Origin of the sequence: Geothermobacter hydrogeniphilus (assembly GCF_002093115.1) — a bacterium.
GTDB lineage: Bacteria > Desulfobacterota > Desulfuromonadia > Desulfuromonadales > Geothermobacteraceae > Geothermobacter_A > Geothermobacter_A hydrogeniphilus.
Genome location: NZ_NAAD01000007.1, coordinates 130226 through 143914, shown reverse-complemented (window position 1 = coordinate 143914; position 13689 = coordinate 130226). Strand labels below are relative to the sequence as shown.

General features: G+C 57.9%; 12 protein-coding genes and 1 pseudogene. 3 read left to right on the top strand and 10 right to left on the bottom strand.

Annotated features, from left to right (window positions below):
- Positions 1-85: pseudogene (locus B5V00_RS17575) on the bottom strand (electron transfer flavoprotein subunit beta/FixA family protein); the annotation flags it as partial.
- 396 nt (positions 86-481) lie between these two features.
- Here B5V00_RS17575 and B5V00_RS07580 point away from each other — a divergent pair.
- The 3 genes from B5V00_RS07580 to B5V00_RS07570 are packed head-to-tail and all read left to right on the top strand — an operon-like array spanning position 482 to position 1821.
- Positions 482-889 (top strand): helix-turn-helix domain-containing protein, encoded by a 408-nt coding sequence (locus tag B5V00_RS07580; protein ID WP_085010166.1) that lies wholly within the window; start codon positions 482-484, stop codon positions 887-889.
- 2 nt (positions 890-891) lie between these two features.
- Positions 892-1308: an acyl-CoA thioesterase gene (locus tag B5V00_RS07575; RefSeq protein WP_085010165.1), complete on the top strand. Its 417-nt coding sequence runs from the start codon at positions 892-894 to the stop codon at positions 1306-1308.
- An 18-nt stretch (positions 1309-1326) separates the two neighbouring features.
- A complete protein-coding gene (locus B5V00_RS07570) occupies positions 1327-1821 on the top strand; it encodes a gamma-glutamylcyclotransferase family protein (RefSeq protein ID WP_085010164.1) in 495 nt (164 codons plus the stop codon).
- A gap of 21 nt (positions 1822-1842) precedes the next feature.
- Here the strand turns inward: B5V00_RS07570 and B5V00_RS07565 are convergent, their stop codons facing one another.
- The 9 genes from B5V00_RS07565 to B5V00_RS07525 form a co-directional block, all read right to left on the bottom strand.
- On the bottom strand, positions 1843-3018 hold the full coding sequence (locus B5V00_RS07565) for a 4Fe-4S dicluster domain-containing protein (protein ID WP_085010163.1): 1176 nt from the start codon (positions 3016-3018) through the stop codon (positions 1843-1845).
- A 150-nt stretch (positions 3019-3168) separates the two neighbouring features.
- Positions 3169-4029 (bottom strand): MBL fold metallo-hydrolase, encoded by an 861-nt coding sequence (locus B5V00_RS07560; protein WP_085010162.1) that lies wholly within the window; start codon positions 4027-4029, stop codon positions 3169-3171.
- Between the two features lie 4 nt (positions 4030-4033).
- On the bottom strand, positions 4034-5734 hold the full coding sequence (locus B5V00_RS07555; protein WP_085010161.1) for an acyl-CoA dehydrogenase family protein: 1701 nt from the start codon (positions 5732-5734) through the stop codon (positions 4034-4036).
- 291 nt (positions 5735-6025) lie between these two features.
- Positions 6026-6583, bottom strand: coding sequence for a chalcone isomerase family protein (locus B5V00_RS07550; protein ID WP_085010160.1), 558 nt, complete (start codon positions 6581-6583; stop codon positions 6026-6028).
- A gap of 95 nt (positions 6584-6678) precedes the next feature.
- A complete protein-coding gene (locus B5V00_RS07545) occupies positions 6679-7200 on the bottom strand; it encodes a DUF4442 domain-containing protein (protein WP_085010159.1) in 522 nt (173 codons plus the stop codon).
- Positions 7197-9191, bottom strand: coding sequence for an oxidoreductase (locus B5V00_RS07540; RefSeq protein ID WP_085010158.1), 1995 nt, complete (start codon positions 9189-9191; stop codon positions 7197-7199). The genes B5V00_RS07545 and B5V00_RS07540 overlap by 4 nt, the downstream gene beginning before the upstream one ends.
- 214 nt (positions 9192-9405) lie before the next feature.
- Positions 9406-10353, bottom strand: a complete 948-nt coding sequence (locus tag B5V00_RS07535) for an MBL fold metallo-hydrolase (RefSeq protein WP_085010157.1) — start codon at positions 10351-10353, stop codon at positions 9406-9408.
- Between the two features lie 88 nt (positions 10354-10441).
- Entirely contained in the window at positions 10442-12220 is a 1779-nt protein-coding gene (locus B5V00_RS07530) for an acyl-CoA dehydrogenase family protein (protein ID WP_085010173.1), read from the bottom strand.
- A 187-nt stretch (positions 12221-12407) separates the two neighbouring features.
- Entirely contained in the window at positions 12408-13580 is a 1173-nt protein-coding gene (locus B5V00_RS07525) for a thiolase family protein (RefSeq protein WP_085010156.1), read from the bottom strand.
- Positions 13581-13689: the final 109 nt, after the last annotated feature.

Below are 13689 nucleotides of genomic sequence, written 5' to 3'. Positions count from 1 at the left end.
TTTCTTCGTACCAGGTACCGTTCGCCGCGACCTTGAAACGCGACTCCATGTCGGGAACCTGTTTGATACAGACGAGAATGTTCATCAGTTAACCTCCGGTTGTTAAGAATCGGCTCAGGGCAAAAGGCTGAGGGACAAGGGATTTTTCTCTGGCCTTTCGCCGTCCTTATTCCTTTATTCTTTTCCTTCAGCCTTTAGCCGCAGTTGTTTTTCCTTCAGCCGCCTTTCAGGCATCTATTCGCTCCGCCGGCAAAACAACAGCCGGCCAACTGCAAAGAATATAATTCAGTCCGCCTTGGCGAGAATTTATATCTTGTTTACGTAAAGGTCAAGTAAAAATATAACATGTTTTTATACAGCCGCCATCCATGTCGAAATAACTGATTTTATGGGTTATTTTATGATTTTTCTATTGACATGAACAGGGCGGTACTGCTAACAAATTGTCCATCTTACATTGACTGCGTAAAGGGACCCCCCCATGGAGAATCAAATCTACCCGGTCCAGATCGGCGAACTTGCCAAGAAACTCGGGATCACCACACGAACCATCCGTTACTATGAGGAAATCGGCCTGATGGGCGTTTCGGAACGTCTCGGTGGCGGCACTCGCACCTATCAGAGAGAGGACGTGCTGCGCCTCAAATTCATTCTCAAACTGAAGGAACTCGGCATCACCCTGCGCGAGATGCAGGAACTGGCCGACAACTTCGATACCGGCAACCAGGATTTCGGCAAGATCACCCCGCGCCTGCTCGAAATCCTCGACCGCCACATCGGCAAAGTTGACCAGAAGATCGCCAACCTCTCTTCCCTGCGACAGGAAATCGTTGCCTACCGGCAACGGATTCTCGACATCCTGCAGGGTGTCATTCAACCGGAAACCTGACAATGAGTACACTGCAAACCGAAATCGAAATCCGCTTTTCCGACCTGGATGCCTACGGGCATGTCAACAATGCCACCTTTTTCACCTACCTGGAAACCGCCAGGGTCAAGCTGTTCCAGGAGCGCTTCGCCGATCTGATGCAGCGCGGCATCCTTTTCCTGGTCGTCGAAGCAAGTTGCCGCTATCTGAAGCCAATCGGCCTCAATGACCGCCTGCTGATCGATATTCGGACTGAAAAAATCGGCCGCAGCAGCTTCACTCTCGGCTATCGGATGCACAATGGCGCAGACACGACCTTTGCACAGGCACAGACAGTCATGGTCTGCTTCGACCAGAAACGGCAGAAGCCAACCGAACTCCCGGAGGATTTTCGCCTGGACCTCAATTCCGCAACTGAGTCGTCTCCGGTGCCGGAATGACGTTTTAGACTTCCCGACATGCTCTACTTCGCCTACGGCTCCAACATGGCAACCGCCCGCCTGCGGCAGCGAATCCCTTCGGCACACCGGATTGGGGTCGCCCGACTTGACGGCTACCGACTGGTCTTCCAGGTCGCCAGCACCAAGGATGGCTCGGGAAAATGCGATGCCTGCCCGGCAACAGCATCTGATCAACTGTTCGGCGTCCTGTTCCGTATCGAACCGGCCGCCAAGACAATCCTTGATCACTACGAAGGCGTCGGTATCGAATACCGCGACACCTGGCTGACGGTCAAACCCGAGCAGGGCAACCAGGTTAAAGCCCTGATCTACCTCGGCATCAATATTGACCGCAATCTCCGCCCCTATCCCTGGTACCGGGAACATGTCCTGCGCGGCGCCATCGAGAACCGGCTGCCGGAAGATTACATCGCCGCCATCCAGGCCGTTCCGACCATGGACGACCCCGACCCGGAACGGGCAACCCGGGAGCTGAGCATCTACCCCAACTGAGCCGAGCGCAACCCGGCAGAGCTACTTTCTCGTCACGATCTTTTTCACCTTTCTTTTGACCCCATCCACCACGAACGGCGCCAGGCGCTTCTTCTCCCTGAGGATTTGCTTCATCAGGTCGCGCTTTCTGGCCGGAATAACCGGCTCAGCTGTCGCCACCATGCTCAGCGCCTGGTGCGGACACGCCGAGACACAGGCACCGCAACCAAGGCAGACCGAGCCCGCGATCTCCAGCTTGCGCTGCTTTTCCACTCCCGTGTTGACAATCTTGAGAGCGGCAACATTGCAGGCCCCGACACAGAGGCCGCAGCCGACGCAGCCTTGAACGTCGACCGTCACCAGCAGTCCGGTCTTGCCGATCCCGTCCCGGTAACCGGCCTGCACCCCGGCGAGCAGTTCACAGCAACAGGAGCAGCAGTTGCAGATAAAACTCGGCTGGCGGCGGATATTGTCGGTGATATGGGTAAGGTTGTGCTTACGGGCATTGTCGATCACCGCCAGCAGTTCCTCGACACTCCGCTCCTCGGCGAAACCGCGCCGGACCATGAAACGGGCGGCGTTGCCCAACGAAATGCAGATTCCTTCAACCGGAGCACCCTTGCTGCAATGCTCGTCCAGGTGCTCTTTCTTGTGCCGGCAGTAGCACATCCCCACCGCCCCATAGCCGGCCTTGCGGATAATCTCACGCGCGCCTTCATAGCTGGTCACGGTTGAGCTGACCGGAACCGTCTCTTCGTAGGCCAGTGAACGGGTCAGGGGCGTCCTACTGCCGAAGAATTCCCTCGCCTGGCCGTGCTGCGGATCCTCGAAGAGATAGTCACTCATCAGCCGAGCCAGCTCCGCCAGGGGCAGGTCGGCACGCTGTTTCATGAAGCTGAACTCGAAGAAACCGATCAAGCCGGGCAGCAGCAGGTAGTAGATTGTCCCCCGATGGGGCATGTCAAGCACCAGCCCCTTGTCCGCCATCCGGTCAAGAACCTTTTCCAGGTGCTCCGGTGGGCAACCGGTCAGTCTGGCCAGTTCCTCCAGCGTCGCCTCGTGCAGGGGAAAGCGGGAGGCGACAAAGGCCTCTTCCTCACTGAAAAGAATGGCCAGAATCCGACGCAGCTTTTCATTATCCACCAGGCCGATCGGATACTTGTTCAGCCGGTCGATAAGGGGAACGATACTGCTTTTACTGGTGGCATGATGACCCATGCTTACTCCTTGACTGAGACCTGCATCAATGAGCTCACTGATGCAGGTGAGAAAGACTCCGTTTCCTGGCAAGGCCCGTCCGCTGTCTCCCGAAAGGCACCTGGCCCAGAGACTCAGAAAGCAGCTGAAAAGACAAGCCCGAGCCTCTCCTCACCTCCCCGGGAATTCGGTCTCCCCGGTGTACTCTGCAACTCCGTGGTCGACCTTTTCGACCAACTGCAAACAGGCCCGGATCAGATTGCGCTTGGAAAAATGATAACCGGTAACCAGACTGACCAGCTCTTCACGACCGAGCAGGCGGCGAGAGATTTCCGCCGGGGGAAGACCCTGACGGTACAATTCCCGGCTGCTGTCGCAGAGGGATTCCAGATGCTGCAGCTTGGCAGAAATTGCCCGCTTGCCGTCTTTGACCACACCCCGGTGAGCGCAAAAGAGGATCTGAAAATCGCATGTGAGGATTTTTCTCAGGCTCTCCAGCAGCTCCCCCAGGCCCTCATCCTGACGCAGAAATCGGGTCCGGTCACCGACAAACAGATCGCCACTGAACAGCCAGCCGTGTTCTGCTTCAAGATAGCAGACCATATCGTCGGCGTGTCCCGGAGTGCCGATCACCTGCAGGCGGTAGCCCCCCTCCAGTTCGACCAGGTCAGGGACAGGTTCGGCAATCAAGCGTTGCGGTCGGCCAAACAGCAGCTGCTGGTAGGGACGCAGCCGCCAGCCAGTGGCCAGTGGCTGCAGCGCCAGGCCGGAAGCCAGGACCCGGGCACCGGTCATCTGCTGAATGCGCGCGGCGTTGCCGCTATGGTCCTCGTGATGGTGGGTAAGCAGCAGCTGTCGCAACAGCTGCTCGCGAACGAAGCTGCGCACTTGGGGCCAGCGGTTGGCGCAGCCGCTGTCGATCAGAGTGCTGCCGAGCCGATAACAGGTGGCCGCGGTGTTGACCCCCCGATTGAAGCGTCCGGCTCGCAGACCTTCAACCGCCTGATAGCGGATGCGCTGGACAACTCCCATGATACTAGTCAGACATCCGGTAGCAGTCCTTGAGCTCCAGCACCTGTCGCCAGACCTTGTTGAAGCCCGCCTCGTCCCGCACCGGCTTTTTCAACATCTGGCGGAACAGCACTTCTTGAACTTCACTGTTGCCATGCTCGGCAACCATCCGCAAGGCATAACCGGCAAAATCACGCACCAGCAAGGCAAAGATGACGTCGAGCAGTTCATCATCCAGCTGGTAGATGGCGGAATTTTCAAGAATCAGCTGGGCATAGGGGATCAGAGTAAACAGTTCCCCGGCGGCAAGCATATACCCTGAATCGGCCTGCTGCTCCCGATTCGGAGGAGCATCAAGCAACAACTGGCGCAACAATTCGGCCTGCTCGACAAAAATGCGCACGTTCGGCAGATCGACAGCGGCGAAGGCCTTGCGCCAATCTGGAAAGTGAACCTCTTTGAGTTTGCCGGTCTGTTGCCGGAAAAGGTATCCATCATCTCCAGCCTGGTCCTGGCGTGGGACCTCGGGATAATCGACCGGAGTGAAAAAATACTTCTGGATGAACTTGAGGATCAGCGCCATATTGACATGGGTGGTCCCTTCAAGCTTCGGCAGCATGCCGATGTCGCGGATGGCCATTTCGAACCAGGTCTGCTGTTCGAACCCCCTGGCGGCGATGACCTCGTGCAACAGTCCAACGCAACGCTCCCCCTCGCCGGTGACCTTCATTTTCACAATGGGATTAAAGAGCAGATAACGGCGATCCTCGCTGGAGGCAACCCGCAGGTAGTCCGCGGCCCGCATGGCAAACAACTTCATGGCATGCAGCCGGGCGTACACTTCCACAAACAGCTGTTTGACATGCGGAAAATCGGTCACCGTCATGCCGTAGAGCTGACGGCTTCCGGCGTGATTGATCGCCTCATAGAGACAATGGGTGACGATGCCGATGGAGGCGCAGCCGAGCTCGTATTTGCCAATGTTGATCGTATTGAGCGCCGCATTCCAGGCCGCTTCTCCACGCAGCAGGATGTCTTCCTCACGAATCGGATAATCATGCAGGGCGTACTCGGCGACATAAGCCTGACGTACCCCCGAAGTGTCAATCTTCCGCACACATTCGTAGGCCGGATGGTCGCTTTCAACGACAAAGAAGACATACTCGCCGCTCCCCTCGATCTTGCCGAAGGTCGAAATCAGTGCCGCGCAGTTACCGTTACCGATATAGTATTTGCGGCCGCGGGCCAGAAAGGTCCCATTGGCCTGCGGCACCAGGGTCATCTCGGAGCTGTAAAGATCGGCGCCGTGCTCCTGCTCCGACAGACCGAAGGCAAAGATCCCCCCATCCCGCAGCAATTTCGCGGCACGCCGCTTGACGGCCTCGTTCTCCCCCATCCAGATCGGCCCCAGGCCGAGAATGCTGACCTGCCAAGTGTACCAGTAGCAGAGTCCATAAAAAGCCAGCACTTCGTTGAAATGGCTGATCCGCCACATATCCCAACGACCATTCTCGCCAGCATACGCTTGCGGAGTAAGCAAATCGGCAAAGACCTCCTCTTCTTTGACGAATTCGAGAAAGTCCTCGTACCAGACCATCGCCTGGTCGTCTTCCTTGATCTTCTTCAGGCCTTTCTTTTCGAAGAAAGCAATGGTCTTCTCGACGATCTGCCGTGAGCGGGCATCGGCATGGTTACGATGGTCGTCGTGCGGATTAAACAGGAGCATTGGCTGTACCTTTCGAAATATAGCCAAAAGCAGCTGGCCACCGAGTGGCGGAGACATGAAAGAAGACTAAACGGAAGGTTTCATCACCCATCGTTGCATAACAAGGATCTGCAATTATCTTCTGGGTCCCTGCCTGGGGCTCGTGACAAAACAGACTTGAATTCAGTAAAAAAGCGGGGGCCGTATCGGCCCCCATAACAAGGAGAGTAACGTACCGGAGACATGGCCCTGAATCTATTTTGCATTCAGGATGGAGAGAGGTCCGGAACGGTACCTGGGAGAATGGTCTTATCAATCCCGGCCGAGCATCCCGTCCTTCATATCGTCATCGGCCGGATCCTTGCCGAGATAGATCAGCAGTACGCCGCGGGCAAGTTCGGGAGACTTGACACTGCCGAGGGGACGACCGTTGTGACTGACGCTGACCGTACCATCGGCAGCGATGGCCAGATCCACCTGGTCCCCTTCGATGAAATCAGCGTCGAACCAGCCCAGAAAGGCCTTGGCGGCGGCACTGTCGGCCATCTCGGGGCTGTTGTTCTCAAACCCTTCGGCAAAGGCGTCGACAATTTTGTGTTTGGCCACCTTGCTGTAAAGAAAATCCATGCGGATCAGCTTGCCGCCCGGTGCCTTGACAGCCTGCTCGGCACTGGCCACCTTCTGCGCCGTATAGAGAGAACCGACGTAGATCTTGAAAAAGAATTTCTTGCGGATGCCATAGCCATTGAGATTGAGGGTTTCCCCGGCAACCTGCACCTGCGGAGCGAGTTTGACACCGGCCACTTCAATCGCCTGGGCCATCCCTGCCCAACCCAGAAACAGAACCAGCAATACGATGAGCCTCTTCATCTCCACCTCCTGGCCCCCCTGGAGCCGGCTAGAATGTCGCCTGGCAGCGGATTCCACACGAAGCCAGACATAAATAAATGTAGCAAACAACAGGGTCAGTCGACCCTGGTTCGCACTTTGTCCCAGGACTTGATCTGCCAGGTCACCAGCGCGGTGGCGACCAGACGCCCCTGCCGATCATGCACCTCGGTCGGCAGCGTGGTCTGTATTTTATCCACATCCGCCAGAGGCTTAAGAACCCGTGCCTTCAATTCTTCGTCAGTCAAGCTGGTCGTCGCGACGATCGCCCCCTTGGCCTGGTAGTGGTAATCGATCTCCAGCTTGGCCATGATCAGCCGATAACGGTTCGGGTTGAGCCTGGAGAGAAACAGCAGACCCGAGGAGAACTCCGCCACCGTGGCAATACAGCAGGCGTGGATGCCGCGCAGATGATTCTGATTCCGTTTCCGGTAAGGTGCCGTGGTCTGCACCCGGTTTTCATCGAGAGCCAGCACCCGGACACCATGCGGCCGGTTGAAAGGAATCATACGACCGAGCATCAGATTCAACAACCAGAGACGGAATCGCGACCGACGAGCCCCGGCAAGCAGCCCGGGCAGCGATGCAAAGCCCTTCATGCGACCTCCCGCCCGGCCCGGTAACCCTGGTGGACGGCATCAAAAACCATCGCCGGCTTGTTCGCGTCACCGATCACCCGACAGGCAATGCCGAGATCCTCGCAGACCTGCTGCAACGGGTTGTCAGCCCGGGTTCCAACCGCCATCACGACCGTATCGGCCGGCAGCAATTCCGGCCCTGTTTCTCCGGCAACCACCACCCCTTCTTCCGTAATCGCCTCGACCCTGGTACCGGTACGGCACTGAACTCCATAACGTTTCAGGTCCTGCAGCATGGTCCAGCGGGTGGTCTTGCCGAAATTGCGCCCCAGTTTGTCAAGCATTTCAACCAGGGTGACCTGCTTGCTGCCGGAAGTCGCCAGCCGGTAAAGTTCTTCAGGGTCTTCGGCCCGATGCACCAGCAGAAATTTGAGAGTTTCAGCCGGCAGAGTCCCCTGCTCTGCAAGCAACAGGGCCGACTCGACTCCGACTGCGCCACCACCGATGATGACAACTCTGCTGCCGGTAGACACCTTCCCGCGGAGCAGATCCCAGGCCTGAATCACGTGCGGCAGGTCACAACCGGGAATCGGCGGCGCCTGCGGACAACCGCCGGTGGCAAGAACCACCCGGTCGGGGGATTCCCGACGCAGCAGTTCAGCGTCAACCCGACGTCCGAGGATCACCTCAACTCCAGCCTCACCAACCTGCCGCGCCAGATCCCGGGCGAGAAGCGAAAATTCCTCCCGACCGGGAGGCGCCCCGGCCAGATCGAGTTGCCCCCCAAGCCTTGACTCTGCCTCGTAGAGGGTAACCCGGTGACCCTGGCGTGCCGCGGCGATGGCTGCTGTCATGCCGCCGGCGCCCCCGCCGACCACCAACACCCGCAACGACTGCGTCGACTGTGGTGAGGCTTCCAACTCATGACCGGCGCGTGGATTGCAGAGGCACTCAACATGCTGAAAACGGAACAGGGCATCGAAGCAACCCTGACCGCAGGCGACACAGTGGATAATCTCGTCCTCCCGCCCCCGCAGTGCCTTGTTCGGCAGCTGCGGATCGGCAATCAACGCCCGCCCCATGGCGACCGCGTCGCACCAGCCCTGGTCAAGCAGGTCCCGGGCGTTGCCCGGATCATTAATCCGGTGTCCGGCAATGACCGGCACCGCGACCCGCTCACGGATGCCGCGAGCCAGGTAGGCAAAAGCTCCGCGCGGAACCTTGGTCACGATCTGCGGCATCTGCGCCTCGTGCCAGCCGACATTGATGCTCAGGGCATCGGCCCCGGCCTCAACCAGCGCGGCGGCAAACTGCTGCAGTGTTTCACGACCAATCCCCTGGGGCATGAAGTCGTTGCCGTTGAGGCGTACGATCAGCGGCAGTCCGCAGGCCTGCTTGACCCGCCGGACCACTTCGAGACCGAATCGCATCCGGTTCTCCCGCGTTCCGCCCCAGGCATCCTCGCGACGATTGGTCAGAGGAGAGAGAAAGGAGCTGATGATGTACCCGGTCCCGGCCAGAACCTCGACAGCATCAAACCCCGCTTCAGCCACCCGCCGGCCGGCTTCGGCAAAGGCGTTGATCAATTCTTCGATTTCATCGAGACTCAACTCGCGGGGAGTCTCGCCGGTCATCCGCGACGGTACCGCCGAGGGCGCGACCGGCTGTTTGCCACCGGTCAGCATGGAATGATTATAGCGTCCGGCATGGTTGATCTGCAGTGCGGCCCGGGCGCCGCCGGCCTGGATGGTTTCGGCCAGCCGTTTCAGCCCGTGGATAAAAGCGTCGTCATGGACGCCGATATGCCCCGGATGCGCCGCCAACTCATCAACACCGGCATAGCCGCAACTGATCAGTCCCGCCCCTCCGGCAGCCCGCTCGGCATAAAAGGCCAGCAACTGCTCGGAGACCCGATAATCATCGGCCATGTTCAGATGCATGGCCGGCATGATGATACGGTTCTTCAACTGCAGAGAGCCGATGGTCAACGGTTGGAACAGGGGGTCAGTCATATCGAAATCCTTCAAATCAAATCTTTTGGGCCGCCAAGGCGCCAAGGGCGCCAAGAAAACCTTTTTTTAACGGAGAGTCGCAGAGAGGGAGAGGACGCAGAGAAAACCAAAAACGATTTTGGTTTTAAACCCAAAAGATTTCCTCTCCTTCTCTGCTCCTCTCCGCCTCTCCGTTAAATGAGTTTTTGACCTTCTTGACGGCAAAACTAGGTTTTCACTTAACCACCCGCGCAAACGCATCTTCCAGCGGCGCGAACAGGCCGATGCCCTGCAGAGCGGTTTTCAGACGCCCGGGATCGGCCAGGAAATCCTGCATGAACGCCACTTCCGAGGCCTTCAGATAGAGGTGAAACGGGCTGCTCACCATCTCACCGAACAACCGCTGGACAATTTCTGCCAGATTGCCTTCTCCCAACTGCGGGAGTACACGGGCAGTCCGTTCCAGCAATTTGCCGATGTAGAAGAGAATCACCCCGTCGACACTGGCCACTGTCCTGCGGTGACCGGGACAAATCCGACGACCACGCAACCGGCCGAGATTGGCCAGGGAGCAACAGTAGGCCTGATAGTTGTTGAACCGCTCTCCGGTTTCCAGATCGACATCAAACAACGGCGACTGAAATATTCCCTCCAGCAGCACATCCCCGGTAACCGCCCAGCTGTCTGTGGCATAGATCAGGTCGGACTGGGAATGACCCGGGCAGGGAAGAACCTCAAAACCGAGCCGCTCCGGCAAATCAGACTCCTCGACCACCTCCATCCGCCGCGGAAATCGTGGAAAAACTGTTCCGTCCTCCATGATGCTGCGGTAACTCTCAATGTAGTCACGGGAGAAGCCGCTCTGGTAGAGCAGTTCGCCGATGGCCGGCAACCGTTCGGCGTGGCGCTTGATTTTCAACGCATCCCGATAGGGTACATAAATGGTCGCCCCGTATTCCTCTTCCAGCCAGGCCGCCAGACCGTAATGATCGACATGGCAATGGGTGCAGAAAACCTGGCGCAACCGCGGAAGATCAAGCTGTTCCCTGAGCGCCGCCTTCACCTCCGGAAAGGGCGGGCCGGTATCAAACAGGGTCAACTCTCCGTTCAGTTCGGCACTGTAGCAGTGTACTTCGCCAACCGGGTACGGCGTATCAAAAGTATGCTGGACGATGGCGGTCATGTGATTACTGCAATATCCAATGCAGGCAGCAGGGGAAAGCCGTGAGGCAGCTGATAAGGGGGCAGGTGCCCCCTTATCAGCTGCCGGCTTAAAACAGATACTTCTCGTCTTCGATTGCTGCTGCCGCAAGGGCCCGTTTGGCCTGCAGCAAACCGCTGGCGTCATATTTGCTGAAGCGACGCACGCCGGAAAGGATCATGGTCAGGGTATCCCCTTCCTCGATATAATAAGCACCCCGCTTCGCGGCGCTGCCGGCGATTTCGGCGGCATTAAAACAGAAAACCTTGACCGCGGCCCTGAGCAGCTCACGTTTGCGTTCGGTCACCGCGGGGGAAATTTTCTCGGCACGCAACAGGGCACTTTCAATGGCGAAGATCTGAATCGCCAGGTCGGCCGCCGCCATCAGGATTTCCTGTTCGTCGACCAGTTTATTCATGTATTTCTGCACCCCGGCGCCGGAAAGAATCAGGAACAGGGTCTTGAGATTGGCCAGCAGCTGTTTCTCGGCGGCAAAGGGATCTGACTCGTCCAGCTCCTCGAAGCTCGGCGTCATCAGCGACTCGAAGGCCTTCATCGCCTCGGCCTGCAGCGGCAGCTCCCCTTTCATCGCCTTGCGCAGGATCATCCCCGGAATCAGCATCCGGTTGACCTCGTTGGTCCCCTCGAAAATCCGGTTGATCCGCTCATCACGGTAGAAGCGTTCGGCGGGGTACTCGGCAACATATCCGTAGCCGCCGTGGATCTGCACCACCTCATCCACGGTCCGGGCCAGCACTTCGGAACAGAAGACCTTGGCGATGGCACACTCGGGAGCGTACTCTTCAATCCCCTTCTGGTATTCCTCGTAATAGTTGTCGATCGACTTGTCGAGGGTGGCCAGCTTGGTGTCAAGCAGGCCGGCCAGGCGGTAAATCAGGGATTCGGAAGCGAAAATATCGGCGGTCAGGTCAGCAATCTTCTCCTGGATGGCGCCGAAGGAACTGATCGGCTGACCGAACTGCTTGCGTTCATTGGCATAGCGGATTGCCTCTACCAGGGCCATCTTGGCGGCTCCGGTCACCCCGGCCCCCAACTTGAAACGCCCGACATTGAGGACGTTAAAGGCAATCTTGTGACCTTTGCCGATCTCGCCAAGGACGTTCTCAACCGGAACCTTGCAGTTGTCGAGGATGATCTGGGTGGTCGAGGAGCCCTTGATGCCGAGTTTCTTTTCCTCGGCGCCGACCACCAGACCCTCAAAATCCCGCTCGACCAGGAAGGCGGTGAAATGCTCTTTGTCAATCTTGGCAAAGACCGTGTAGAGCCTGGCGAAACCACCGTTGGTGATAAACTGCTTGGTGCCGTTGAGGATGTAGTGCTTGCCGTCCTCGGAAAGGGTGGCGGTTGCCTGGGCGCCGAGGGCATCGGAACCGGAACCGGGCTCGGTCAGGCAGTAGGCGGCACACCATTCACCGGTAATGATCTTTTCGAGATATTTCTCTTTCTGCTCTGCAGTACCGTAATAGACCAGCGGCAGGGTACCGATACCGGTATGAGCAGCATAGGCAACCGAGAATGAGCCCGCAGGAGCGATCTTCTCGCCGACCAGCATGCTGGTCGCCTTGTCAAGCTCCAGTCCACCGTACTCTTCGGGAGCATCGATCATCAGCAGGCCGAGTTCGCCGGCCTTGGCCATCCCCTCGACCACCAGGTCGAAATTGCCGCCATCGATTTCCTCGATATGCGGGGCAATCTCATTGGCCACGAACTGCTCAGTGGTCTCGCCGATCTGGCGCTGTTCGTCGGTAAAATCCTCCGGGGTAAAAACATCTTCACACCCGGTCTCGGTAATCAGGTATTCACCGCCTTTGAGTATTTTGCGGTCCATTTTCATCCTCTTTTCTCCTGTTTCTTCGTTGATTTATAAAATCAGAAAATCTTTAGCCGCCTGTTCGCTTCGCTCACTCAAGACGCCAAGGACACCAAGAAAATCTTCAATCTGCTGGGTGTTAACTCCAAATAGATTCTGGTTTTGCTTTTCCTTGGCGCCTTGGTGCCTTGGGGCCCAAAAGTTTTTAAAGCTTCTCGAAGATCCCCGCGCCACCCATGCCGCCGCCGATGCACATGGAAACCATGCCGTACTTCCCACCGCGACGGCCGAGTTCATTGAGCAGGGTGGCGGTCAGCTTGGCCCCGGTACAGCCGAGAGGATGACCGAGGGCGATGGCACCGCCATTGACGTTGACGATCTCCGGATCGAGCTTCAGTTCCCGCAATACTGCCAGGGACTGGGCCGCAAAGGCCTCGTTCAGTTCCAGCAGGTCGATGTCATCCTGCTTCAGACCCGCCATCTCCAGAGCGGCAGGAATCGCTTCCACCGGACCGATGCCCATCAGTTCCGGCGCCACTCCGCGGACGGCAAAGGCGACGAAACGGGCGACCGGATCCTTGCCGAGCTGCTTGAGAAACTTTTCCGAGACCACCAGCGTGGCGGCGGCACCATCGGTCATCTGCGAAGAATTGCCGGCGGTCACTGAACCTCCGAGACGGAAGGCGGGCTTCAGCTTCGCCAACCCTTCGAGGCTGGTATCAACCCTGACACCATCATCGATGGCCACCGTCTCAAGCTGTTTCTGCAGCTTGTTGCCGACCATCGCAACATGCTCGACCTCGACCGGCAGAATCTCATCGGTAAAACGTCCTTCCTCAATGGCAGCCGCCGCCTTTTGGTGACTGGCAAGGGCGAACCGGTCCTGGTCCTCGCGGGCGATCCCGTACTTTTCCGCCACCAATTCGGCGGTGATGCCCATGCTGGCATAGGATTCCGGCCAGCTGCCCACCAGCCCGGGATTGGCGCTGTACTTGCTCCCCCCCATGGGAATCATGGTCATCGACTCGGCGCCTCCGGCAATAATGCAATCGGCGAAACCGGCCATGATCCGCTCAGCCGCCATGGCAATACTCTGCAGACCTGAAGAACAGAAGCGGTTGATGGTCATACCCGGCACCGAACAGGGCAATCCGGCCCGACTGGCGGCAACCTTGGCCATGTTCATCCCCTGCTCCCCTTCCGGGAAAGCACAGCCGAGAATGACGTCATCTATCTTTCCCGAATCGACCCCGGTCCGCTCAACCAGACCGCGAATCGCTTCGGCGGCAAGGTCATCGGGGCGCATATCTTTGAATTTTCCCTTTTTCGCCCGGCACCCGGGGGTCCGGTAGGCAGCCAGAATGTATGCGGTGTTCATGTTGTCCTCCGAAACAGGCGTCAGTCTTGTCACTGACCCATGGTTTTAAAATTCTTGTTGCCACCCGCTCGCTTTGCTCGCGCAAGACACCAAGTTCACCAAGTTCACC